General features: G+C 67.8%; 23 protein-coding genes and 5 pseudogenes. 12 read left to right on the forward strand and 16 right to left on the reverse strand.

Annotated elements, in window-relative coordinates; translation table 11 throughout:
• Nucleotides 1–102 precede the first annotated feature (102 nt).
• Nucleotides 103–1,344, forward strand: a complete 1,242-nt coding sequence (locus tag BX283_RS00470) for a hypothetical protein (RefSeq protein ID WP_101385718.1) — start codon at nucleotides 103–105, stop codon at nucleotides 1,342–1,344.
• Nucleotides 1,345–1,698: 354 nt separating this feature from the next.
• A complete protein-coding gene (locus BX283_RS00475) occupies nucleotides 1,699–2,079 on the forward strand; it encodes a DUF6188 family protein (protein ID WP_143676311.1) in 381 nt (126 codons plus the stop codon).
• 19 nt (nucleotides 2,080–2,098) lie between these two features.
• Here the strand turns inward: BX283_RS00475 and BX283_RS00480 are convergent, their stop codons facing one another.
• The 7 genes and pseudogenes from BX283_RS00480 to BX283_RS00510 form a co-directional block, all read right to left on the reverse strand.
• A complete protein-coding gene (locus tag BX283_RS00480; protein ID WP_143676312.1) occupies nucleotides 2,099–2,452 on the reverse strand; it encodes a hypothetical protein in 354 nt (117 codons plus the stop codon).
• A 329-nt stretch (nucleotides 2,453–2,781) separates the two neighbouring features.
• Nucleotides 2,782–3,156, reverse strand: coding sequence for a hypothetical protein (locus tag BX283_RS00485; RefSeq protein ID WP_101385721.1), 375 nt, complete (start codon nucleotides 3,154–3,156; stop codon nucleotides 2,782–2,784).
• A 365-nt stretch (nucleotides 3,157–3,521) separates the two neighbouring features.
• Entirely contained in the window at nucleotides 3,522–3,899 is a 378-nt protein-coding gene (locus tag BX283_RS00490; protein WP_257581586.1) for a hypothetical protein, read from the reverse strand.
• A gap of 300 nt (nucleotides 3,900–4,199) precedes the next feature.
• Nucleotides 4,200–4,970, reverse strand: coding sequence for a hypothetical protein (locus tag BX283_RS00495; RefSeq protein ID WP_101385722.1), 771 nt, complete (start codon nucleotides 4,968–4,970; stop codon nucleotides 4,200–4,202).
• Between the two features lie 716 nt (nucleotides 4,971–5,686).
• Nucleotides 5,687–6,139: a hypothetical protein gene (locus tag BX283_RS00500; protein WP_257581587.1), complete on the reverse strand. Its 453-nt coding sequence runs from the start codon at nucleotides 6,137–6,139 to the stop codon at nucleotides 5,687–5,689.
• Between the two features lie 253 nt (nucleotides 6,140–6,392).
• On the reverse strand, nucleotides 6,393–6,848 hold the full coding sequence (locus tag BX283_RS00505) for a hypothetical protein (RefSeq protein WP_180356976.1): 456 nt from the start codon (nucleotides 6,846–6,848) through the stop codon (nucleotides 6,393–6,395).
• Nucleotides 6,849–7,109: 261 nt separating this feature from the next.
• A pseudogene (locus BX283_RS00510) lies at nucleotides 7,110–7,475 on the reverse strand (transposase); the annotation flags it as partial.
• A 471-nt stretch (nucleotides 7,476–7,946) separates the two neighbouring features.
• Between BX283_RS00510 and BX283_RS41165 the strand changes: the two are divergent.
• Nucleotides 7,947–8,096, forward strand: a complete 150-nt coding sequence (locus tag BX283_RS41165; RefSeq protein WP_257581588.1) for a hypothetical protein — start codon at nucleotides 7,947–7,949, stop codon at nucleotides 8,094–8,096.
• Between the two features lie 118 nt (nucleotides 8,097–8,214).
• On the opposite strand, the gene BX283_RS00520 is transcribed toward BX283_RS41165, so the two are convergent.
• Both BX283_RS00520 and BX283_RS00525 read right to left on the reverse strand, forming a co-directional pair.
• Nucleotides 8,215–8,649: an SMI1/KNR4 family protein gene (locus tag BX283_RS00520; protein WP_101385724.1), complete on the reverse strand. Its 435-nt coding sequence runs from the start codon at nucleotides 8,647–8,649 to the stop codon at nucleotides 8,215–8,217.
• Nucleotides 8,650–8,781: 132 nt separating this feature from the next.
• On the reverse strand, nucleotides 8,782–9,813 hold the full coding sequence (locus BX283_RS00525) for a hypothetical protein (RefSeq protein WP_101385725.1): 1,032 nt from the start codon (nucleotides 9,811–9,813) through the stop codon (nucleotides 8,782–8,784).
• A 562-nt stretch (nucleotides 9,814–10,375) separates the two neighbouring features.
• On the opposite strand from BX283_RS00525, the gene BX283_RS00530 reads away from it, so the two are divergent.
• The 6 genes and pseudogenes from BX283_RS00530 to BX283_RS00555 form a co-directional block, all read left to right on the forward strand.
• Nucleotides 10,376–10,798 carry a hypothetical protein gene (locus tag BX283_RS00530; protein WP_101385726.1) on the forward strand — a complete coding sequence of 141 codons (423 nt, stop codon included), beginning with the start codon at nucleotides 10,376–10,378 and terminating at the stop codon, nucleotides 10,796–10,798.
• A 963-nt stretch (nucleotides 10,799–11,761) separates the two neighbouring features.
• Nucleotides 11,762–11,953: a helix-turn-helix domain-containing protein gene (locus BX283_RS42320; protein WP_101385727.1), complete on the forward strand. Its 192-nt coding sequence runs from the start codon at nucleotides 11,762–11,764 to the stop codon at nucleotides 11,951–11,953.
• A gap of 194 nt (nucleotides 11,954–12,147) precedes the next feature.
• Nucleotides 12,148–12,858 (forward strand): hypothetical protein, encoded by a 711-nt coding sequence (locus BX283_RS00540; RefSeq protein WP_101385728.1) that lies wholly within the window; start codon nucleotides 12,148–12,150, stop codon nucleotides 12,856–12,858.
• Between the two features lie 220 nt (nucleotides 12,859–13,078).
• Nucleotides 13,079–13,195, forward strand: a pseudogene (locus BX283_RS00545) (IS5/IS1182 family transposase); the annotation flags it as partial.
• Nucleotides 13,196–13,239: 44 nt separating this feature from the next.
• Nucleotides 13,240–14,469: an IS701 family transposase gene (locus BX283_RS00550; protein ID WP_101385729.1), complete on the forward strand. Its 1,230-nt coding sequence runs from the start codon at nucleotides 13,240–13,242 to the stop codon at nucleotides 14,467–14,469.
• 114 nt (nucleotides 14,470–14,583) lie between these two features.
• A pseudogene (locus BX283_RS00555) lies at nucleotides 14,584–14,912 on the forward strand (IS5/IS1182 family transposase); the annotation flags it as partial.
• A 25-nt stretch (nucleotides 14,913–14,937) separates the two neighbouring features.
• Here the strand turns inward: BX283_RS00555 and BX283_RS00560 are convergent.
• Entirely contained in the window at nucleotides 14,938–15,525 is a 588-nt protein-coding gene (locus BX283_RS00560; RefSeq protein ID WP_101392054.1) for an Imm21 family immunity protein, read from the reverse strand.
• 91 nt (nucleotides 15,526–15,616) lie between these two features.
• Nucleotides 15,617–16,057, reverse strand: coding sequence for a DUF6193 family natural product biosynthesis protein (locus BX283_RS41170; protein WP_257581589.1), 441 nt, complete (start codon nucleotides 16,055–16,057; stop codon nucleotides 15,617–15,619).
• 123 nt (nucleotides 16,058–16,180) lie between these two features.
• Between BX283_RS41170 and BX283_RS00570 the strand changes: the two genes are divergently transcribed.
• Nucleotides 16,181–17,266: a hypothetical protein gene (locus BX283_RS00570; RefSeq protein ID WP_101392056.1), complete on the forward strand. Its 1,086-nt coding sequence runs from the start codon at nucleotides 16,181–16,183 to the stop codon at nucleotides 17,264–17,266.
• 303 nt (nucleotides 17,267–17,569) lie between these two features.
• Here the strand turns inward: BX283_RS00570 and BX283_RS00575 are convergent, their stop codons facing one another.
• The 4 genes and pseudogenes from BX283_RS00575 to BX283_RS42330 form a co-directional block, all read right to left on the reverse strand.
• Nucleotides 17,570–18,352: a type II CAAX prenyl endopeptidase Rce1 family protein gene (locus BX283_RS00575; RefSeq protein ID WP_143676313.1), complete on the reverse strand. Its 783-nt coding sequence runs from the start codon at nucleotides 18,350–18,352 to the stop codon at nucleotides 17,570–17,572.
• A gap of 235 nt (nucleotides 18,353–18,587) precedes the next feature.
• Nucleotides 18,588–19,036: pseudogene (locus tag BX283_RS42325) on the reverse strand (hypothetical protein).
• Nucleotides 19,037–19,203: 167 nt separating this feature from the next.
• Nucleotides 19,204–19,857 carry a hypothetical protein gene (locus BX283_RS00585; RefSeq protein WP_257581591.1) on the reverse strand — a complete coding sequence of 218 codons (654 nt, stop codon included), beginning with the start codon at nucleotides 19,855–19,857 and terminating at the stop codon, nucleotides 19,204–19,206.
• A 150-nt stretch (nucleotides 19,858–20,007) separates the two neighbouring features.
• Nucleotides 20,008–20,355 carry a DUF6003 family protein gene (locus BX283_RS42330; protein WP_373979512.1) on the reverse strand — a complete coding sequence of 116 codons (348 nt, stop codon included), beginning with the start codon at nucleotides 20,353–20,355 and terminating at the stop codon, nucleotides 20,008–20,010.
• Here BX283_RS42330 and BX283_RS00590 point away from each other — a divergent pair.
• Together BX283_RS00590 and BX283_RS00595 are read left to right on the forward strand one after the other, a co-directional pair.
• Nucleotides 20,328–20,612 (forward strand): annotated as a pseudogene (locus BX283_RS00590) (dTDP-4-dehydrorhamnose reductase); the annotation flags it as partial. The gene BX283_RS42330 and the pseudogene BX283_RS00590 sit on opposite strands and share 28 nt — an antisense overlap.
• A gap of 253 nt (nucleotides 20,613–20,865) precedes the next feature.
• Nucleotides 20,866–21,498, forward strand: coding sequence for an HAD-IA family hydrolase (locus BX283_RS00595; protein WP_101385732.1), 633 nt, complete (start codon nucleotides 20,866–20,868; stop codon nucleotides 21,496–21,498).
• Here BX283_RS00595 and BX283_RS00600 read toward each other — a convergent pair.
• The gene (locus BX283_RS00600) at nucleotides 21,484–22,647 is read right to left on the reverse strand and encodes a hypothetical protein (protein ID WP_143676314.1); all 1,164 of its coding nucleotides are present in this window, start codon (nucleotides 22,645–22,647) and stop codon (nucleotides 21,484–21,486) included. The two genes, BX283_RS00595 and BX283_RS00600, sit on opposite strands and share 15 nt — an antisense overlap.
• Nucleotides 22,648–22,894: the final 247 nt, after the last annotated feature.

Here is a 22,894-nt window from a genome sequence, read left to right on the forward strand (position 1 = left end):
TGAGGGTGCCTGGGTGCCTCCTATAGCGTCCCTTCACGCCAGGAATCACGCCCTGGCCATTTCGCGGCGGCATCCTGCCGCCGGGGGGAGGGGACACACCGTATGCGCAAGATCCTCACTGCGGGGAGCGCCGCAGCCGTGCTGGCGGCGGGTTTACTCGCGGGCACGGGCACCGCGTCGGCCGCCGATGACGCGGACACCGTCAAGTTGTCCACGCCTGACATCACGGCCGGGCAGTCGATCACGCACACCGTCACCGTGCATGCCGCGGCTGCGGCGTCCGTGGCGATCAGTTTCAAGCCTTCGGCGGGTGAGCCGGAATGGGGGGACGACGAGCCGCACGTGTCCGTCGAGTCCGTCACGGGCGACGGGCATGCGAGCTGTGAGGCATCCTCATGGCCCGTGATCGGACCGGCTGCGATGCGCTGTCGGCTCACGCCCGGTGATGCCGTAATCCGCTACACCCTGAAGGCCGACCCCAGCGCGGCGGACGGCAAGGTCGACGTGGTCGCCGGGTTCGAGCAGGGCGGCGACGCGCGGGGGACGAGCAGCTTTGCCGTGCACGCCGTCAAGCCTTCCCCTTACATTCCGTATGCGCTCTTCGGGCGAGATGCCGGCGGAAGGCTGTATGAGTACATGGGGACCGGTGCGGTCGCCAATCCGTTCTGGGCACGGCAGTTGGTTGGCGGCGGCTGGCAGACGTACAACACCCTGGTCAAGGTGGGCCAGATCAGCACGTGGCACACGGGCGGCCCGCTGGTGGCCCGTGACGGTGACGGTGTCCTGTGGCTCTACCAGACGACGCAGGCGCCGGCCCCGTTCAAGTCCCGTATCAGGGTCGGCGGCGGCTGGCAGGCGTACAACCAGCTCACCGGCGTCGGCGACGTGAGCGGCGACGGTGTCGCGGACCTCGTCGCACGCGACAGCTCGGGCACCCTGTGGCTGTACCAGGGGATGAAGAACCCTGCCGACCCGTTCAAGTCCCGCGTCAAGGTCGGCGGCGGCTGGCAGGCGTACAACCAGCTCACCGGCGTCGGCGACGTCACCGACGACGGTCTGTCCGACACCGTGGCCCGGGACAAGGACGGCGTCCTGTGGCTGTACCAGGGGACAAAGAACCCCACCAACCCGTTCAAGTCCCGCGTCAAGGTCGGCGGCGGCTGGCAGGCGTACAACCAGCTCACCGGCGTCGGCGACGTCACCGACGACGGTCTGTCCGACACCGTGGCCCGGGACAAGGACGGCGTCCTGTGGCTGTACCAGGGAACGAAGAACCCTACCGACCCGTTCAAGTCCCGCATCAGGGTCGGCGGCGGCTGGAACACCTACAACACCCTGTTCTGAACCGCCCATGCAGTCCCGGTGCGTCCGGCCAGCCCCGGCCGGACGCACCGCTGTTTCAGCGCCCCATCGGCCCCGCGCCAGTCCGCGTGACTGGGCCGGGCGCACGTCAGTGCGATGTGTTCTCCCGTAAGGATGCTTCTGTCCCGCCCAGACAACCCCGCGGCCGGCGGAGCCGTCCTTGGGAGCATGCCGATCGATGAGGTGCACATCTCGGAGCCGGGTCTGCGTCTTGGACGTCACGGGCGCTGGCAGAGGTGTCACCCAGATGGCCCGGGGAGTTCTCGATGGTGACGGACCGCGTCATGGTCGTGAGAGGGCGTGTGGCACCGTGTCCGGGTGACACGCTCTGACGTAGTGGAACTCGATGATCGCTGGCGGCTCCCGCTCGCTGGCCTCACTGTCACCCAGGTGAGGGTGGACTATCAGCTGGGCCTGCGGCTGGGCGAAGGCGCCGAGATCATTGTGGAAGCCGACGCCGTAATGGAGCATGGGGGCGCCGGGCCGATGAGGCCGCTCGTTCCGGAGCGGCAGGAGGTGGCCGCCGCCCTGGGGTTGTTCGGCAGGGTGGTCACCGGGGCGATCGCATTCAAGGACGGACGGCTGCTCGTGGAGTTCGACCAGGGTGCCCGGCTCACCGTCGCGGCTGCCGCGGACTTCGAGGCATGGAACATCACCGGCCCGGACAGGGTGCGGGTGGTGTGCATGCCGGGCGGTGAGCTCGTTATCTGGAGGTGAACGAGAGCACCGGACAAGCTCAGGCGAAGTCGATGGCCGCCAGCGCGGGGCCGGCGAACGCCAGCGCATACTGCAGCATGACGGACCCGCGCCGCACTGGATGGCTCACCATGGTGCTGGGCAGGCACAGCGCGCACAGTCCCACGATGGCGGACAGGCCCATCGACCACTGAGCCGCGCCCGCCAACGGCCCGCTGGCCCCGTCTCCGCTGTATGCCTGGCCCAGGACAACGACGATGAACGCGCCGTAGGCGAAAGCAAGCAGCAGCAGGCCGATGCCGGCGAACACGCGCACGGCCGCCGTGGACGGTGCGAAGGGGTCAGTCGCCGCCACCGAGGGGGCAGCGGCGGAAGGCAGATCGGATGCGGTCATGACCACCATTCTGCCCCGCGCACGCCGCCCGGTCCTCGGCGCGAATACTCATGGACGAGGAGAGCACGTACTCAACTGAGCCCGCCATCGAGGCCGATACTCTGCACGCACCGCGCCCTCGGGATACTGGTGGCGGCGGGTGACGCCGATCCCGGGCTCCGCCCATCCCACTGCCGCACCCCGGCCGCCGGGTGGAGGCCCACGAAGAGGCCGCCCGGGCTGGGTCCGCTGAGTCATCGGATCCGGTGGGGGCCGGATGACGGCAGACGGTCGAGCGCGACAAAGACGTGGCCTGCCGCTCGACGTCGCTTCCGCCGGCCAGCTCTTGATCAGGCGCTGCTCACCCGCTGAAAGATGTCGGAGAGCTCCCCGTTCTCGATCAGTCCGGCGATCACCTCGGTCATGCTCTCGATGCCGGGATCCCTGACGATCAGACCGTTCGAGACCCAGAAGTACCTGCCCGCAAGGGCCTCGCCGGTGCTTGCCCAGAGCTTCATCAGGCGCTCGACCTCGGCGACGGTGAACATGGTCGCGGACCAACCAGACCCATCGTTGAGAGTCACCAAGGCATCGACGTTGCAGACATCGTCCAGGTCCTCACCGGCGTCAGGCAGGAACGACGCCTGGAAACGCTCCGTGCGCACCCGGTACCAGGGCCCGTCCCACCCTCGCTCGATCAGTCCGGACGCAATACTGTGGCTCATCGTGCGAGTGTCCACGGTCAGGCATCGACCTCAAACGAGATCCCCTGCCGCACCGCCGCCGGCTGCGGACAAAGTCGGGAGCATTGGCCACGACACCTTCGGGGCACGAAGATTCGCATCCCGACACCGTCGGCCGAAGCGGAGCGGCGCTGACCTGCCCCACAGCCCGTGCGCCGCTCGCGCCGTTGGGGTCAGCCCAGGCCGACGGCGGCCAGCGCGGTGCTCCAGTCGGTGGCGATCGCGTGCCGGGCCGCATCCAGGCTCACCTGCCCGCTGCACACGGCCGCCTTGAGCCGGCTCTCCACCGTGTCCTTGTTCCCCGCGCTCTTCCCCCCGACGCTGTAGCGCGGCTCTGGCCACAGGTTTTACGGGTCCCGCGGCGCGCCGCCCAGTTCCAGGGGGAAGAGGTGGTCCTCTTCGTAGTCCGCGGTGGAGGTGTCGCTGTAGCCGTAGGCGGCGATCTGCTGGATTTTGAGGGGGTTGATGTAGCCGGTGGGCGGGCGCACCATGGAGGTCCAGCCAGAGACGCAGATCGTCGAGGTGATGGTGGCCTGGGTGACGTCGGGGTTGTCGGCGCCGGGCTGGCAGACCGGGTCCGGAAGGGGGAGGTAGGACTGTGAGCACGATGCCGACACCACTGCTGTGCGTGTGGTGGTGGCGTGGGCCGTGCCGGTGGTCAGCCCCAGGGCGCCGACGGCGAGGGTGAACGCGGCGGCGGCAGCGAGTCGACGGATCACGCGCATGTGGGGGGGGCTCCATCACGTACGGCCTGGGCAGGGATCCCGCGCATCTGACGGCATGACACCACCGCGATGGTCTGTGCGAGGAGAACCGGCGCGTGAACGGACGGCGGCCTGCGCGATCCTTGCCAGCCGATTGCCTGCTGCTGACCGGACCTTCAGCTCCCCTTGGTGGACGCCGCCCGAATGCATCTCCTGCCCGAGGCCACCGCCTTCCGCCCCGTGGCCAGATCGCTCACCGCGAGTGTTCGGCGTGCTCTGGCCTGAGAGCCCTGAGCTATGTCCGGCCGGAGCTCCACAGGGTCAGAAGGGCAGATCGTCCGCGCTGTTCCAAAGGAGATCCGGCGTCGCGGTCGTCGATGCTGGGGTGATGTCCTGGGAATCACAGACCGCGAAGGCGTCTCGCTTGAGTTGCAGGCCCGTGACGTCCTCACCCCATGCCTCAAGCCTCTCAATTGCCCGTTCGCGGTACTGCCAGACCTCGCTCACGGCCAGCGGATCCCGGAGAAGCGGGATGAGCCTGTGCCGGTGCCGGGTCAGGCGCCGGTCGTCCAACAGGGGAATGCACGCGTCGATTGCGGCTTCGCGCACGTGCGGGTCCGGAGCATCGAAGAAGGCTGCGACCGCACGGTAGAGCAAGGGCCGGAGCAGACAGGTCTGGACGAACGGAGGGTAGTCCTCCGGGGGGAAGCCGCAGCGGCGGCTGCTCGCGGCGGCTTCGTCACTGGCCGCGTCGGCGACGGAGCCCAGCCAGCCCAACAGCGCGGCACGCAAAGGGCCAGGGGCGTCATGAGGCTCCTTGTCAACGGGCAGACTTGTGCGCGGGTCGGTGAGGATCGCGGCCACGTAAAGGGCGGCGGGAACCGTCGCGTCGTACAGAGTGTTCTGGTGGTGCACCACGTGGTGCAGGTGATCCAGCGCCTGCGTCCTCACGCGTTGGTCGGCATCGAGAAGGTCGGCCAGCATCTGAGGCGTGTCCCCGGCCGGCCCCATGCTGTGTTCCAGGGCATCCCAGTCGGTGCCTTCCAGCACCAAGGCCGGAACAGGCAGGTCTCCTACGGCACCGGTGGTCATCACCCGATTGTGCCAGCGCCACTCAAAACCCACAGCAAGGGCTAGGGCTACAGGCCACCCGGATCCGCGGCACCGGAGGACAGACCGTCCACGAGGGGGCCGTACGTCCGGCCTCGCTCGACCTCCGTCGTGCCCGGATCTGCGCGAGCCTCCGACCATGATCTAGCTGCCGCGAACCGATGCCGCACTCGCCAGTATGAGGAGCCGCTCCAGCAGCCCGCCCATTCCTGCGTCAGTGTTCTGTCTGACGTGCGTCGATGAGGGCAACCTGCTCTTGCAGGGGTAGTTCGTCAAAGAACCGCGCAGGTTCAGATCCGCGTCTGCTGTCAGCACAGCGCGTCGCCGGATCCGGTTTCCGCGGACGTGCTGGTGTGCTCATACGGATCGAGGTGCCCGCTGCTGCGAGAGTGGTCACGCGGACGTCGAGATTGCTGACGGCGAGGAGGTCGGGGGCGGAAGAGCCAACTCCGCGGCTTCAAGCTGGAGTTCCTCCACTCGCGCCCGTGCTGCGGCCTCCCGCGCCTCAAGCTCCTCCGGCAAAGACACCATGGCGCCCCACCTCCACCACGCCACGGTAGGAGCACACCGAGGCCGCCACACAGCAATCAGCGTCTTCCCAGCTCACCAATCCCGAGAGCCTTTGAAGGGACGAGGCAGGGGCGGATGAACGGTGTGAACTGACTGATACCAGATGGGGGTGGCTATGACCGTTCCCGCTACGGGGTACCGGCCTCGGGTGCCTTCTGCTCGGATTCAAACGGCCAGCGATATCCGGCTTCATGCAATTTGCTCAGTGCCGTGAGGTCGTTGGTCACCAGGACCTGTGCCAGCCGGGCTGCCGCAGCAACGACAGCGGGCCAGCCCGGCGAGTCCAGGTAGGCCTCGTCCTCGGCATCAGCACCGACCGCGTCCTGCACGGCGTCGTAGGCGGCACCAAGACGTGCCATCAGCTCGGCTTCCTCCTCGGTACGGAGGCTCTGCCCAAGCCAACGCGACGGACTGTCCGCCTCGCAGAAGTCGTCGAACAGCACGTGCACCACGTGATCAAGGTTCTCGAACTGATCCGGGTCGAGCCACACCTCTCGTTGCCAGGTTGGGCTGGCCAGCGCCACGACCGCAGGCACGACGTGGAGACGGTAGTGAGGCAGAGCAATGCCGTAATCGATCACACGCCGAGGGTACTCACCTCATGATCGGCCAAGCCCCGGGCCTCGTCTCCGGATCTCATGAGGCAGAGCATGTTGAGCTGGGAGAACGCTTGCCTTCAAAGGGTCCGCACCCAGTCTCTTTGGCAAGGTCGTGGGTCCGGCTGGCGCTGGTTCACCGACGCCACGGCCGCCTGCAGCTGGATCGGCGCCTTCGTCGGCCTGGTAGGCGAGACGGCTCCTTGGCGAGCCACAAGGATGCAACGCCGCCGGGCCGCTACTCCACCAACTCACTCCGCCCTGTTGCCGAGCGCTGCTGCGCACCGCTCGATAGGGATCGAAAGTCGGCCACGATCTGCTGTGCGTACTGGTCCGGTCCGAGGCCCAGGACCACTCGATCGGCTTCGTGAGGTCGCCCCGTCTCGCACAGGAGCCGGACAAGGGCATACATGGCACCGCGGTCACCCCCCTCGGAGCGGGTGCGCAGTGCCGCCTCCATCCCCCGTTGGCGAAGTGCTGCGTTGAGCCTGCGCCCGGCGTGAACGTCCGTGAGAGCCCGATCGGCGAGTTCCGAGAACCGCTCCGCACGGACGAGCAGATCCATGTGCCACAGATGGGCGTCATGCCGGGAGGGGGCGGTGGAGAAGCACTCGGCGTGGGCGCTGACCAGCGCGATCGCCGCATCCCAATCCCGACGTTGTTCCGCTGCCTGGGCCTGCTCGAACCACTTCACAGGACCAGTATCCGGTGGCGACCGTGTGTCTGTGTCCTTCGTGCTCGTGGGCCCTGGCCACACCACGAGCTGATGTCGGTTCCGGCCACCGTGGCCAGGTTCCCACTGCCATGGCCCGGCTCACAGAATTGCGGGTGGACCGTGACCTGGTGCCCGCAGCGACTGCCCAGCTGCCCAGGGCAGGCGAGGAGTCGCCAGGCTCATGATCGGGGTCGTTGGTGCAGGCGGCGCGGATATCGGGGCCGATGTAGCGGCGCCGGTCCATTCGTCGGTCTGCTCGGCCAGCACCGCGGTGACCAGGCGGAGGACGGCGTCGCGGCCGGGGAAGATCCCGACCACGTCGGTGCGCCGACGGATCTCTCTATTCAGCCGCTCCTGCGGGTTATTTGACCAGATTTGCTTCCACACCTGCTGGGGGAAGGCGGTGAAGGCGAGCAGGTCCTCGCGGGCGGCCTCCAGATGGCCCGCGGCCTTCAGGAACCGCTGGGACAGCGAGGTGATGACGTGGTCCATCTGCCGGTTGATCGCCTCGGCGTCGGGCTGTTCGAACACCGTCTGCAATAAGGTCATCACACCGCTGACCGCGACCTTTGGTACTTGCGACGCCAGATTTCGGGCGTAGTCGGTCGTACGCAGTTTCCTCGAAGCGCAACACACTGCCGCTGAGCTTGAGATAGCGCCGCTCGGGCGTGACATAGCGGCGGATCAAGTCCCGCAGTTCGGCATCATCATCGGTATAGCTCACCACAGGATCCTGGCTCACCGAGGACTGAGCATGCTCGTGGACAGCGACGGCACTGGTAGACCAGCGAGCAGGTGTCCCGGGTGCGTTTTTCGGTTTTCGTTCCTCAATTCCAACATTTCGACAGCACTCGGGCCGCAAGGGCGAGCCGAAGGGCTTCGGCTGGCGCGACTTCCGGGACCTGATCGTCCGTGCCCGCATCCAGCTCGACGGACCGATCGTGCTCGTCTGGGACAACGCTCGCATCCACCTTGTGCCGCCGTTGAAGGCGTTCTTCGAGGCCAACGCGGCACTGGCTCACCGTCTTCCAGCTCCCCACCTACGCGCCCGACCTCAACCCTCAGGAGGGCATCTGGTTGCTGGTCAAACGCGACATCGGCAACCTCGCAGCCGCCGACCTCGGCCAGCTGACCCGGGCCGTCAAGCGCAGGCTCAAGATGATCCAGTACCGCCCGCACCTCGTCGACGGCTGCCTCGCCGGCACAGGACTGATCATGGACGGCTGACCGACGTCACGGGATCAAGCTCAGAAGCGGCTCTACAAGCCCGTCGTCGACCAGTTCCTTGTCCGTGAGGTTCGGATTGCGATCCACCCGGTCAGCGTCCCGGGCCCACACCGACGCCCTACTGGTACCAGTCGTCGCCGCCCTCGGCGAGTGAACGGCCCAGGTAGTCCCTCAGGTCTCGTGCCGCCCACCGACGGCTGTCGGTCTCGTGCTCCCAGACGAAGATGTCCGGGCGCTGGGGTGTCTGCACGAACGCGAACTGGTCGCCGCCCCCGTTGTCCCCGAAGAAGAGCAGGGCGTCGAAGGGCATGTACAGCTCGGCGAAGGAGCCGTCAGAGCGGAAGAGAAGGTTCTGCTCGACGATCTGCTCGACGGGCCAGACAGTGTCCACCGCGCTCCGTCCGATGATCCCGTTGCTCTCCAGGAGCAGCTGCCTCAGCTCGGCAGGCAGCCCGCGGCCGAGACGCTGCTCTGCATCAGCGAGGGCCGCCACCTGCGCGGGACTCCGGAACTCCGCCTCCGGAAAGGCCTCAAGAGTCGCTTCTCTCCACATGGTCCGAAGACTACCCAGCGGTCGGCCGAATCCTGAACGAAGGTGGCTGGCCCGCGAGCCAGGCCGGGACGAACCACTGCCAGCCGGATGCTCCACCAACCTGCACCGACATCACGAGTCCAGATTCAGAAGCTACTGGATGCTCCAGCGGTGCGGATGCACGGGATTGTCGGGGCAGGCGAATACGTTGAGCTCACCCCAGCGGCTCACAGTGACCTCCGTGGGGGTTGTGCACCGGTGAGTGGGCTGGTTCTGCTCCTCCAGCGGTTTCCAGCTTCCGCTGCCGCCGTCCCACTCCGAGCTGTCGATGGTCAGCAGCAGATGCATCGGTGTCGCGCAGGTCATACAGTCCATGGGATACGGGTCGGTCGCGTGCCAGGAGGCGAAACCGCCCACACGCCAGCCGGGCGGGATGGACAGGTCGTACTGGTAGCCGAGCGGCTCTGTTGTACTCCTGTCCGCCGACTGTTCGGCTTCCTCTTCAAGGGCTACCTCCCAGGCGTCGATCCGGGCGCACAGTTCCATGGGCAGAAGTCCAGCAAATGGATAGGTGATCACCTGCTCCGGGTGCAGCACGCAGGGCTCGGGCACGAAGCCGTCGGCCCCGACGACCAGCGGCTGCGGCGGCGCGGTCAGCACCTCGCCGACTTCCCACGATCGCCGCCAGCGCAAGTGCAGCTCCAGGTCGTACCGGTCCGGGCCGTGGGCGTTGAAGGGACACCAGAACACTTGAAGCAGATCGCAGTCGCCCGGCCCCTCCGGCAGGTCGGGCACATCCCGCCGGTACAGCTGCGCGAGGCCGATCATCGGCAGCGGGTCGGTCTCGGACGCCCTGGGGATCCTGTGCTCCCGGCGCAGCTCACCCAGGAGCTCGCGTTCCTCGTCCGTCGGGCCGGGAGCCTGCTCGCGGGACCACGCGGAAGCCAGAACCTGCCGATAGCGGCGGATGTCGGCCGGGCGCCGTCCACGCCCACGTCCATGGGCCTCACCGCACACCGGCCACGGCTCGTCCGCCGGCCAAAGCATAGGACCGCCCACGGAACTGGCCGACCGCTCTGGTCTGCCCGGCCGCGGATGGAGCCGAGTCGTCGTCCCCCGAAAGGCGGCCAGTTCCGGGAAGAGCGCCTCGACATCGAGAGGGCGCGGGGGCGTTGTCCTCGTCATAGACGCGACCTTAAAGACCTGACAGCACCGCACAGCGAGCACCCCTGACAGTTACCCGCATACACGCTGCTCACAGGCGGGTGGTGAACCCGCCGTCGGGCAGTTTCCGTAGCCGGCCGCGGTCAGCCAGGCTGACCAGCCTCCCGCGCAGCGGTTCCAATCGAGCCCAAGACCACCACGCTCCTTCCCAGACTGCTTTGGGAACTCAAGCAAGGCATTGGGGGGCCATGACGTAGACGGGGCCGTCCCGCGTACGGGCCGTCAGGTAGTGCCCGGCGACAGCGGAGCCGTGAACGACCAGGAGCGGCCACGCCGCAACCCCCGCAGGGTGAGCACGGTGGTGGACCGCTTCCACCGGGACCCTCACTCGTTGGGCCAGTGGATCTATGGAATCTCCAGAAACCCTCCGGAGCGAATCCGTACGCATTGGTCCATGCCGTTCAGATCCATGCCCGTGCCAGTGACGTAAGCGAGGACGATGCACAACAGAGCACCCGGCGTTCGCCCGGACAACGACAACCGGCAGCGGCGCCACGCAAGACCTCCGTCGGCCGTGCCTCGGGTGGTCCACCCTTGGTTCTTTGAGCCCGCGCTCGCTTCGGACCCGGCCAACGTCCGCGAGCTGACCGCGATGCAGCTCGCCGCCGAGCTCGCAGGTCAGCTCCTCGGCCTCCTCAGGGCTGGCAAGATCCGGCCGGGTGACCTGCTCTACGACGTCTCCGGCGCGGTTCTCCGCCCCGTGGGAGAGTTCGGCACGCCCGTGAGCAGGTCCTCGCTCGCTGGCAGGACGAGTCCCGTCATCGTCTGTGTGGCGCACCGGTACGGGCTCCTGCGCCACCGGCCGGTGCGCGACGGCGATCCTTCCCCACCGGAGCACCCGGGCACCCGGGCCCTCTCCGGACGCTCCTGGGAGATCAGTCCCGCCGCACACGTACTTGCACCAGTCGTCGCTGCGGAGTTGGCTCTGGACCTCAACAGGACCTGATCTGTTGTCGGTCGGTCGATGCGTTCACTGGTCCAGCCTCGGGCAGGTGGGAGTTGGGCCTTCTGCCACAGCCGAGAAGAGGCAGCCGCCCACGCCCGCAAGCGCCCGGTGGTCTTCTCCTGACGGGCAGCAAGGCGGCGCCGCGCGGGCTCCGCGTCCGGCGCGCCGTGATCGCGGTCGCTGACCTGGAGCCGTCAGGGCAGCGGGCCCGTGAGAACCCGGTCGGCTGACGCGGCTTGGTCCATCGTGACCACCGGGCGGCTGGAGGCCGGCCGTGGTCCCCACGCATGCTGGGAGATCCGCCCCGGCACGGGCATCCGGGGCGCCTCCCCCGTGCGTGAAGGAGACCTGCCCGTGCAGCACGTCCATGTCACCCGCCATCCGGCCGCGCAGCCCGGCGTATACGTCCTGAAGGTCCGCGTCACCCGGCACCCCGACTTCCCTGGTGCGGCCCAGGCCTGGGCGGGCGCCGCCAGGAGGTCGCGGACGGCTACGAGTGCTGAGCGTTCGACGCCCGCAACGAGGCACAGGTCAGGGCCCAGTGCGTGGACGTGCGGGGCATCGACGGATCGTTCGCGCTAGACACGGTGTCGCTGCACTGGACCGTCCCCGACACCTACGACCAGGAGAAGTAGCTGGCCGGATGCTTGATCGCCTGGCGCGCGGGCCGCGACGTCGACGTGCGGCTCAGGTACGGCGTGACCCTCGTGTCCGGTGGGTTCGCGGGCAGTGGCGACTCCAAGCGGTACCCGAGGCTGTCCCCCCGGGATGGCACGGTGTTGGAGATCAGGGACGTGCCCCGCCGGGCCGCCGAGCAGGCGGCGGCCGCGGACGACAACGTGACGCTCGTCGAGAGCCGCGGCGGGGTCGACCGGCAGGCGCTGCACGAGCGCCGCCGCCAGCTCCTGGAGGAACTGCGCACGATCGAGGGGTTGATAGCGGCGGGCGGGGGGCGGGCCGCTGGTGTGCCGGTGCGGATCGCACGGGTGCCCGCCCCAGGGGCTCACCGTTGCCGAGGCCGCCGCCCGTGCCGGGGTGACCGTGCAGCGCTGGTGCAGGCAGGGACAGCTGCCTGCCATACAGCACGGCGGGCGCTGGATCGTCATCGAGCCATTGCCCGAGCGGGTGGCAAGAACTCTCATTCCCAGGCGGTGAAGGGGGGCGGGTGACGGGCCGGAGGGCAGTGGCGAGCCGCTGACGAACGAGCCGCCACAAGGCTGCCGGGGGTTCAAGGACGGTATCGGCTTTGCCGGCGGCGGTGAAGTGTGCTCGGGTTGCACCCGGCACGTCATCACGAGGGGGCGGAACATATGCGTGGCATAGCGGTTTTCAGACGCAGAACGGCTGTTGTGGGCGGGGCGGTGGTGGCCCTGGGAGTGCTGGTCGCGGGGTGCGGGCTGCAGGAGGCGGCCGGCGGACGGGAGTTCGGGCCTGCGTCGAGTGATCTGTCGTTCTCCTATACCGGGATCTCGAGCGGGGACGACACGATCAACCAGACCCTGGAGATCCACAACACCTATCGTCAGTCGGTGGTCACCCTCTTGTCGTTCACCGCGCTGGACCGGGCACACCAGCCGATGCCGAAGGTCAAGGTGAGCACTGTCTATGGGAGTGACCGGGGAACTCTGGTGTCCCCCTACGGCTACGGCATGGACATCCTGCGGTTCTCCGGCCCCGGGGAGCACGAGGTGGCCGACGTCCAGGTGAGGGTGGACAAGGTCGTGGCAGCGGCACCCCAGGTGGTAGCAGGGGCTGAGCCGGTCACCACGCAGGCCCTGGACGCAGCCGGCCGCGAGATATCCCGGTTCGAACGGTTCTCCAGGGTCCGCCTGACCAACCCCAACGCGTGGCCGGTCTATGTCCGGGTCGCCTACCTGGTCTACGACCAGCCGCCCGAGGGCCAGAGCCAGCAGGTCGTCTCCGTCACCCCCATCGGGGGCCTCACCCGCGTCCCCTCCCACGGCAGCACCACCATCGAGGTGAAGAACGCGGCGGCCACCGCCATCGCGCGCAACTCGCGGGGACCGGCGGTCAGCATCAAGGCCTACTACTCCCAGTAGGCAGCCTCCCCAGCCGGGACCGGGATGGCCGTTCTTGGCGGCGGAAGCCGGCCTCCGATGGTACCGCGATCGGCTGGCGTTGGTTCGCTCACGCCCTGGCCACCAGCAGCCTGGTGTCCGGCCTGCCGAGCAAGCCATGGGGCCGGGCCCGGCTGTTCGTCGTCCAGGGCGGCAGGCGTTCAGTCTCGGGCTGGGCCTTCGGTGGTGATGCGGGTGAGCAGTCGTGGGCGGCACTCTGGTTCTCACCCGCGACCACGCGGTGGCGGAGCGGTCCAAGAACTATCGGTACTCGACGAATCACGTCGTCATCGACGCTGACCCCCGACTAGTAGTGCTTCGTTAGGTCTGTTCGTTAAGGCTGATCAAGAGCATGTTGGTTGTGTGGATGCACAGGAAGTGGGCCGCCTGCGGGCGGAGTTGGGGTTGTTCGTCGCTGATGTGTTTGCCTCGATGGCGCGCAAGGATCAGCGGGCCTGGGGCGAGTGCTATCTGCGGGGGCTGATGCTCGATGGCCGGCGCAAGTCGATCCAGCCGATGGCCGCTCGTCTGCCGGACGGGAACATGCAGGCCATGCAGCAGTTCGTCAGCCAGTCACCGTGGGCCTGGACGCCGGTGCGCCGGCGTATCGCCGAGCGTCTGTGCTCGGTCATCCGTCCGGAGGTGTGGGTGGTCGACGATGTGTCGTTCCCCAAGTGCGGACGAGCCTCGGCCGGAGTGGCCCGCCAGTACTGCGGAGCGTTGGGCAAGCGGGCCAACTGCCAGGTCGCGGTCAGCGTGCACGCCGCCACCGACGTCGCCTCCTGCCCGTTGGAGTGGGATCTGTTCCTGCCCGAGGAATGGGCGGACGATGTCCGGCGACGGCAGGCTGCGGGAGTGCCGGCCACCATCGGGCACGTGGCCAAGCCCAGCCTTGCTCTGTCCTTGTTGGACCGGCTGGCCACCTGGCTGCCGTCGGTGCCGGTGATCGTGGCAGATGCCGGTTACGGCCGCAGCGTTTCCTTCCGGTTCGCGTTGGAGGAACGCGGCTGGTCATACCTGGTGGCCGTCGACCCCAAGGAGACCGTCCAGCCGGAGGCCGCCGAGCCGTATCGGCCGCCCTACGGCGGGCTGGGGCCTCCCACCCGGCCCTGCTACCGCGAACGCAGCAGGCCCCTGGCGGCTCTGGTCGACAGTGCCACACCCTTCGAGGAGGTGACCTGGCGCCAAGGCAGCATAGGCCGTATGACCTCGCGGTTCGCCGTGCTCGAAGTGCGGCCGGCGGGCAAGGTCGCCCGCCATACCGCCCAGGAAGAGGCCGGTGGACGCAGCCGGTGGGACGGCGTGCTGCCGCTGCGGACCCTGCTGGTCGAACAGGGCAAGGACGCCGGCGAACCGACCGGCTACTGGATGAGCAACCTGCCCGCCACCACACCCATCGTCGACCTGGTGCGTTTCGCGAAGATGCGCTGGCGCATCGAGCACGACTACCGCGAACTCAAACACGGTCTCGGACTGGACCACTTCGAAGGCCGCACCTGGCGCGGCTGGCACCATCACGTCACCCTCGTCACCGCCGCCCATGCCTTCCTCACCCTTCGGAGGCTCGACCCAAAAGCTCCGACCGCAACCTGACCCTCTATCAAGTCCTCGACACCATCCAAGACATACTGCGGTGCTGGACCGGCACATGCACCACCTGCAGCCAACCCCTCCAAAACCCCAGACTCAGAACCTAACGAAGCACTACTAGTGGTCGTCGTCAGCCGGCCACTGCCGGGCAACCGCAACCACTGCAAGGCATGGGAGCTATCCGGGGCCGCCGTCGGGAACGCCGCAGTGATCCCCGACGGAGGCTATCGAGGTACCGGGCTCGTCATCCCACACCGCCGCGACCCTGAACAGAGCGAACTGCCTGCCTGGAAGGAAGAGCACAACGCCTCTCACCGCATGGTCCGCGCTCGGGTCGAGCATGCCCTCCGAGTCAGATCCTGCGCGACTGCCAACTCAAGGGCGATGGCGTGCACCACGCGCTGCTCGGCATCGCCCATCTGCACAACCTTGCGCGCCGCGACTGACCACTCCCGGCCAAGCGCTGTCCGCTCAGGAATCGGCGGGCAGGAGCTGGACCAGGCCGACCCAATTTCCCTCATCCACCTTGGCCTGGGCGGCGCGGACCCTCCAGCGGCCGGCGGGCAGTGGGACCGACGCCTCGGCGGGCATCCCCCCATCGGGGTACTCGACACCCAGGGCGGAACCCGCTTCGGCGGAGTCCATGAGCACCGCGGGACCGTCCGAGACCCAGATGCCGCACTCCTCCCACACCGTGGCCGAGTCTGCCAGGACAGCGTCCGCCGCGGCTCTCAGTCCGGCCTCGGAGTCGGCGGCGCGCCACCGCAGGAACGCCCGGTAGTGGGGCAGATAGCAGCTGGTCGCCGGCTCGTCCGCCAGCACCAGTGCCTGCGCCCCGTTCTCGTCGATGGGGATCACACCGGCCAGCTCGTCCACCGCGCAGGCCCGGTCGTAGTCGTCTGGAGCGGTGGCATCTCCCGCCATCAGTCCACTCTCCGTACACCCGCCCCAGGAGGCCAGGGCGGAGACGGGTACGACGATCAGAGGGCCGCCCATCGACTCCACCCAGACAAGGGAGGGGCCAGAGGCATCGTTGGCGGTGGATGAAGAGGTAATCATGTACGTCAGTGTGCCCTTGACTACTGACAACGTCCCCGCGCTCAAGGCAATCCGGCACGGGGACAGGCGCAGCGCCTGCGGCAAGCAACAGTTACGGGACTTCCTTTCGGCTTGGTACTTGACCTCGGTCGTGTGGTTTCGGCGTTGCAGCTTCGTGAGCTGCGAGTTCTTCTGGTGTTCCGACGAATGCCGGGCCACAGCGGGGTGGAAGGCGTCCGATCACCATGGCGATGGCCTCTTGCGATGTGGCCGCTGGGCCCACCCTCTCGGTGCGGAGAGGTCCGCAGACCCGGTAGGTGCCGTCGGCAGCGGGCTGGATGTAGGGAATGTCCCACGTCCATCGCTTCTCGGTACAGCGGCTGAAGTGCAGTTCGCCCATCCCCGTCCAGGGGAACAACTGCCGTAGCTGTGGTTGCGCGTAGGCCGCGTCGAGAAGTTCAGTACGTACGCGCCCGTCGTCCCTGACCGCCTGCCAGCCGGCTTCCACGAGGGCCTCGCCCGATGCGTTCCAGTCCACTGCCCCATCATGCATGCCGGGTGGTCCGCTGCGCTTGCGGGTGCCGAAGCACCTGGTCAGGACCCTGCCGTGCGACCATGTGCGGGTTGCCGGGGAGGTCCCGGCGCTGGTTGATGCAGGGATTTTCGCGTGAGTGTGGTGGGGGATCAGGGCGGCGGTTCAGCCGTGCCCGACGACGAGTGGGAGCGGTTTCAGCGCGAGTCGGCCCACGGTGTGCCGGACGCGCCCAAGGAGCCATCGGCGCGGGCTCGGATCGCAGCGAGGCGGTTGCGCAAGAAACCCACGGCGTCGCAGATCTGGCCCGGCTACGCACCGGCCCGGCCGAGGCGAACGAAGCAGGGCTGGTATCTCGTCGGGTTCCTGGCGGCACTCGCCCTGCTGATCGTGGCGTTGGCTCCGGGGCAGGTGGCCGGCTGGCTGGCCGGTGAGGAGCAGGAGGACACCTCGCTTGCCGCGGAGTCCGTACGCCCCGGCCAGCCGCCCGGCCCGGTGGAGGGGCGGCCCACGCTCAGCGAACCGTTCAAGGGCTCACCCGCGGCACGCTGGGCCGACGGCGCGGCAGGGATCACGGTTCCCGACGCCAAGGCGACCGGGTGGATGAGCACGGAGCAGGTGGCACGGTCACTCGGCCGCACCCGGGATTTCCTCGTCGCGGCCAGCCTGGATCCGGCGGTGCTGAAGGGCGCTCGTCCCGCCAAGGCGATCGCCCTGATCAACCCGCACCAACCGGATATCCAGGACTACCTTTCGACCTCGTTCCGCGCACCCAGCAAGACCAATGACCCGCTGCTTCTGTTCAGCCGGTTCAAGACAGCGCACACGCGTCTCGTCGGGGATGTGGTGAAGACGCGGGGCCGGATCACCTACCAGCAGGGCGACCGCGGCGCGCTGCGCGTGAGCACTGATGTCACGTACGTATACCCGGTCGTCAGCGCGGCCGCGGGCAGCAGCGAGGTCGAGCGCACGATCGTGCGGCGCGAAGTGGTGATGGACTGGGACGACCCGGCGAAGGTGATCACCGAGCCGGGCACGTTCTCCCTGGTCTCGTACAAGATCGACGTCACGAACGGCGGTTGCAACACCTACAACGGCTACCTCACTCCGGCGTTCGGCACGGGACGGGACACGGGGCCGGGTGACGGCCCCGAGATCGACCCGTACGACCGCAGCACGTCTTTGGAAGAGCGGATGGGGAAGGGCTGCGGCGTCGCCACCCGCATGTGAAGGCACCCCGCGGGGTGCCCGCCCCGAATTGTCCCCTGGACAACCCGTGGTGCAGGAAGCTTCCGAAGGCTCTCCGCAAAGCCCCTGCGACACCCTCGTGGCTCCCGTGCCGTGGCTCACCGAACGACAACAACGCTGTGTTGGTCCTGACGACCACTGAGGCGTCGCTACGAGATCACTCGGGGCTGAACGACGGGCTCTGATCAGCACTAGGGGCGGCTGACAGGCGTAGCGAGCAGAGGAGTTCGCGGTCGGCGCAGCGGGTGGTGAAGCCTACGGGCAAGTCAGTCGGCTCTGCGTTGGTCATCCCCAGGCGAAGGCCCATGCATCGTAGAGTCCGTGTGCGGCCAGGGCCGGGACGAGGGATCGCTGCCACAGGGAGGCCGCGGTGGCCGTCACGGCGAGGACGGCCGCATGGGCGACGTTGGCGCTTCCGCCCCCGCTGTGCCGCGCGGCAAACACGATCGCTGAACCAGCAGCAGCGGCTCCCACCAGCAGCCACCGAACCCACCAGCGGCCCAGTCGGCTCCCGCGCCGCTGCTCTGCGAGTAGCGCCAGCCACAACGCCAGGATCGGCGCCCGGTAGAAGAGCTCCTCCAGCGGAGCGGGGGCGATCAGTCCGAAGCCGAACCGTGTCGTGGTGGAGGTCTGCGCGACGGCGACCGTTCGCGGGTCTTCGGTAGCGGGCACTGACGTCAGGCCTGGAAGCTCCAGGACAAGCTGCGACGTCGCCCACAGGACGGCCGCGAGGCCCAGACTCACCGCCGCCCATCGCAGGGCCTGTCGCATCGACGCCGGCCACAGTCCCAGACGGTTCACGAACCGCCCAGCGGCCGCCCGCACCGAGGTTTTCCACACCACGCCGATCGCCACGGCCACAACCCCGGCCGCTGCTGCGACAGACAGGGCGTCGAAGAAGCTTCTGGGGCTTTCACCGTTCCACGGCACGAAGCCAGGCACGAACACGAAGACATCCCGCAGTGCCTGCGCGGCCGTGAGGGCAGCGAACCACAGGCAGAAGCACACCAGCAGGTGGGCCGTGCGCTGAACCCGTGAACGCGGCCGATCCACGCTACCGTCAATCACGCATTCTGTACGATGAACAGTCACTTGCCCCCCAACGACATGTGACCACACAGCTTGCCCTAGAGCCGCAGCCTCGTGCGCACAGATTCCTTCGCCAACGCCCGGCCACCGCGCATTCCATGAGCTCCACGACCAGCGGGACTCGCGTTCCTTGCTCGCGGAGACTCAGGGGCGAGCGTCGCTCGCCCACGTGGCCCAGATGTCCGCCCCGATGAAGAGCTGTCGGGTTCGAGGTCTACCAGGGTGGCCGGGTGTCGCGGAGTGCTTCCGGAGTCTGGTCGGGCAGAGCCGTGTTCTGGTCAGTGCGCAGCAGCGTGCCCGGGTCGGGTTCGAAGTCCTCGTTGGGCGGTGCCGGCTGGTGGAAGCCTCGGTGCGCGGGATGGTAACTTCCACCAGCTTGTCGTCCTGGAACATCCATAGTCCGAAGCAGTCGTCGTCCTGGTCTCGAAGCAGCACTTGCACCGTGTGCGGATGCGGCCACGGCAGCGACTCCAGGTGCTTGAGCAGGCCTTTGCGGGCACGCATTTTCTCGAACTCCAGGGCCCACCCGAACTCGTAGCCCCATTGCCCCGCTATCGGGACGAAGCGGCCTCGCCACGTGCGTTCCGGGTCGTCTTGGGTCAGCGGTTCCATGACTTCGTCCGACCAGCGGGCGAGCACGATGACCTCGGCATCTCTACTCATGCCGGAGTACCACCGCATCCGCCCAATCCTCCGCAACCAGATTGCTCAACCGGCCGATGCAGGCAACGGTGGGCGGACTGACGACGTCCGGTGCCTGGTCGCCTGTGGTGACGGATCACGCAGCCCGGACGGTTGTCGTCGGTCGGGCGCCGCTGCGGTTGGTGTTCTCAGCGGCCAAGGGCACTTGCGTCCACCACGTCGGTTTTGGCCGGGGGCCGCACGTCCAGCGGCTGGTCGAAGGCGCTGAACGTGGTCGTGCCGTGGTACTTGGCGCCCTTGTAGACGACCTTGAGGATGTACGGCTTTCCCTTGTCAGCGACGTAAAAGGTGTAAGAGCCTCCTGCATCTGCTTTGTCGGTGACGACCAGTGAAATGGCCGGGCTGCCGTTCACCTTGACCGGTTCGCCCTTGGTCGCTTCGCCGAAGGAGGCGAACTCTTGGGTGCATTCGGCCAGCCCGTCTCCCGCCCTCGCCGCGGCGGAGGACGCCTTGATCCAGCGGTTCTGCTTCTGACCGGACACGGGAAACCGGCCCGACCACCGGTGCAGGTAAGCGCGATTCGGGCGGACGTAGTCCGCGCCGTTGATCCGGATCTGTTCGAGGCCGGCACCGGTGGCCCAGGTCGCCCTGGATATGCACCTGTCCTTGAGGTCGGTCACCATATGGCTGGAATAGCCCTCACCGGCGGTCACGGTGGTGTCCACGTCGATCGTCACCGACGTGAGCGCTTTCATCGTGGCGTTCGCCTCGTCCAGCATCTGCCCGGCGGATCGATCCTCCGCGGCGGTGCCGCCGGAGCAGCCGGCCAGGGAGGCACCCACGGCCAGGCAGCCCACCACAGCCGTGGCAGCAGTCGATATCTTTCGCACAAAACCCCCCGATCGTGAGCAGCTCACCTTATCTGGCCGTGGTCATTCGTCACTGGCCCGGCGCGTCCGTACAGGGGGATTCGGTCAGGTACGTCTTCCCACTCATACAGCTGGCGCTTCGTCCACCGGGCCGACAGCGGACTGGCAGGGCACCCCGCCTTGCCGCTCGGAGTCGCGGGCTGCGGGGCCTTTGCCCAGGATGGTGCGTACCGTGGTCCGCGACAGCCCGCTCAGGCCCGCTGTCTCCGCCTCGCTGATACCGCCGAGGGCTGCGCGATGGACCAGGTTGTCCCTGCCATCGGCCGTCTGGCGAAAAGCCTGGAGTTCCGCGCGCACGTCCCCGTCGGCGGGCTGGCTGAAAGCCCGGAGTCCGCTCTGTTCCTCCTGGAGCCGTTGCAGCTCTTCATCGGAAAGGACAGCAAGCCGCCGCCCTGCTGGAACTCGCGGCAGGCGACGCCGCCGGCATCCGGCACCTGGCCGGAACCGACGCGGTCAGCCGCCACGAGCTCGGCGCGCTCACCGCCCGTCGCGACGGGCTGGACGCCGCACGGCTGCCCGCGGGGCTGCGGGCGCAGAACTCGGTGCCCGGAGCGCTCGATGTCCGCCTGGACAGCCGGACAACCCAGAGTGAGCTGCGCACGGTGCTGCGCGGCGTACGGGAGTTCTGCACCCCCATCGCTCCGGACGCGGCGCCCGTCGACTCCTGATTCGGGTAGGTCGCGGCCGAGCTGGTCAGTGGTTGCGGTCAGTTCCTGGCGTCAGTCATCCTCAGACGATGAGGCCGGCTGCCCGGGGGGTCCGTTCCGGCGACCGTACGGCGGGCTGGGGGCGGGTTCCGGGACCCGCTCCGCTGGTCCCGTTCAATCCGGCGCCGGTGACCATCTGGGATGCGGCACTGGCTGCACGCGCTCCCCTCTGGCTAGCCTGTTCCAACTCACGTATCGCCCGTAGCCTTTGGGCATGGCGACGTCTGCAGAACCTGCGTTCGATGGTGTGATCTTCGACTTTTTCGGGGTCCTCACCTTCAACATGGTTGAGGTGATCTCCTACTTCGAAGAGCGGGAGAAGCTCGCCCGGGGAACTTTCCTCCGGGGCTGGGCGAGCCCGCGCGGTCAGGAACTGTTCCTGCGGCTAGAACTCGGTGAAATCACTCAGACTGACTGGAATAACGGGTTCGGCGCCCTCATTGGTGTCCCGCCCGACAACCTGATGGCCCGCTACCTTCACGATGCCTTTCCCGCCTACCAGGTCCTGAATGTGGCCCGGCAGGCGCGCTCTGCTGGGATTAAGACCGCAGTGCTGTCCAACAGCCTTGGGCGGGAACCGTACGACCCGTACGCGGGCTTCGACCTGCATCGCTCCTTTGATGAGGTCGTGTTCTCCGCAGAGCACGGGGTGCGCAAGCCCGACCCTGCCATCTTCGGCCTCGTTCTGGACAAGCTCGGAGTGCCAGCCGAGCGGTGCCTGTTCGTCGATGACAGTGAGGACAATCTGGCCGCCGCCTATAAGCTCGGCATCACACCGCTGCTGGCACTCGACGAGGAGGTGGCGGCCAAGCGCCTGCGTGGCCTACTGGGTCTACCCGCCCTGTAGGAACTCGCGTACGGCTGCGTGAGCAGTGTGCGCAGCCAGCTTCTCGCGGAGGCCTTTCAGTTCGGTTGCCGAGCGTGCGGAGTCCACGGAGCCGAGACACCTTGCCGCGTGACGGGCGCTGGACAGTGCGGCGTCAAGGTCGCCCATGGCAAGGTGAGCCTCGGCTCCCCGGGCCAGGTAGATCGCGTGGCTGCGCGGATATTCGTCGTCTCCGGGATAAGACGCCCCCATTGCGGCTTCAAAGCGGCACACTGCCTCGGCGGGGTCTCCGAGCTGCAAGGCGGCTGATCCTGCGATCATCTCGATCTCGCCATAGCCCACCCAGTACAGGACCTTGGGATCGTCGTCGTGCCGGCCCCGGTCTAATGCCGCACGAGCCAGGTCCAGCTGCCGGGCGCTCTCCTTTCTCGCGCCCGTCATCGACAGCGCCCGCGCCACGCGGGCAGCCAGCATGGCGTGCATCAACGGGGTCGCCTTATGCTTTACCTGCTCGCGTGCCGTTTCCAGGAGAGCCACCGCCCTGCCCGCCTGCCCCGGGGTGGAGTAGCACTGAATGGCTGCGAACGAAAGTGCGTAAGCGCCACTGACCGGGTCGGCGGCCTCGGCGGAGGCTCGGAGAGAAGCCTCGAAGAAGCGCTCGGCGATGCCGGGGCGGCCCTGGTCAAAGGCCGCCCACGCAACCTGGCGGGCAGCTTCAGCCGCCATCGAGTGCAATCGGACCCGCGTCGGCCCGTCATAACGGCCGGATTTGATCAACCTCACGATCAAGGACAGTTCACTGCGTGCCAGCTGGAACACCTCACCGCTACCCAGCTCATCATCGAGATGCCGGAGATAGCTAAGGCGATCGTCCACATGGGTCAGCAAGGCCGGGCCGCTAGGCAGCGGTTCGGGCTTCCCGCCAGCCGACCGTACCTCCAGGGCCCGGGCCCAGCTGCTTGCCGAGACCGACAGGGCCGCGCCGGCCGAGAGTAACCCTCTGCGATCCACACCGCTCCCATTCAACAGGCTGTCGAAAACCGCCAGGCTTCCGGACTGGTCCCATGGCGCATGCCTGCCGCTCGTCGAGCCGGTCTCCTGCAATGACGCGACGAAGGCACCGCCAGTTTGCAGCACCCTGTCGTAGGCGGCTGCGACCTCTGCGGTCACGGACCGGTTCCCGTTCTCCACGTTGCGCAGGTACGCCTCACCGAACCCCGCCTCACGTGCGAACCTCGCCCACACCATGCCGGATGCCCGGCGGGCGTTCCGCATATCGCCACGAAGTTGACTGACCATCAGGACCTGTACTCCCCGCGTGGGATCGGTGCTGGATCGGGCAGCTCCATTGTCCCCACACTCGTCCGGGGTGTGTGCTCGTTGCCACCGGCGGCAACGGCTAGTTACGCGAAGACCC

The sequence above is a fragment of the Streptomyces sp. TLI_146 genome, from assembly GCF_002846415.1.
In the GTDB taxonomy this organism is placed as follows: domain Bacteria; phylum Actinomycetota; class Actinomycetes; order Streptomycetales; family Streptomycetaceae; genus Streptomyces.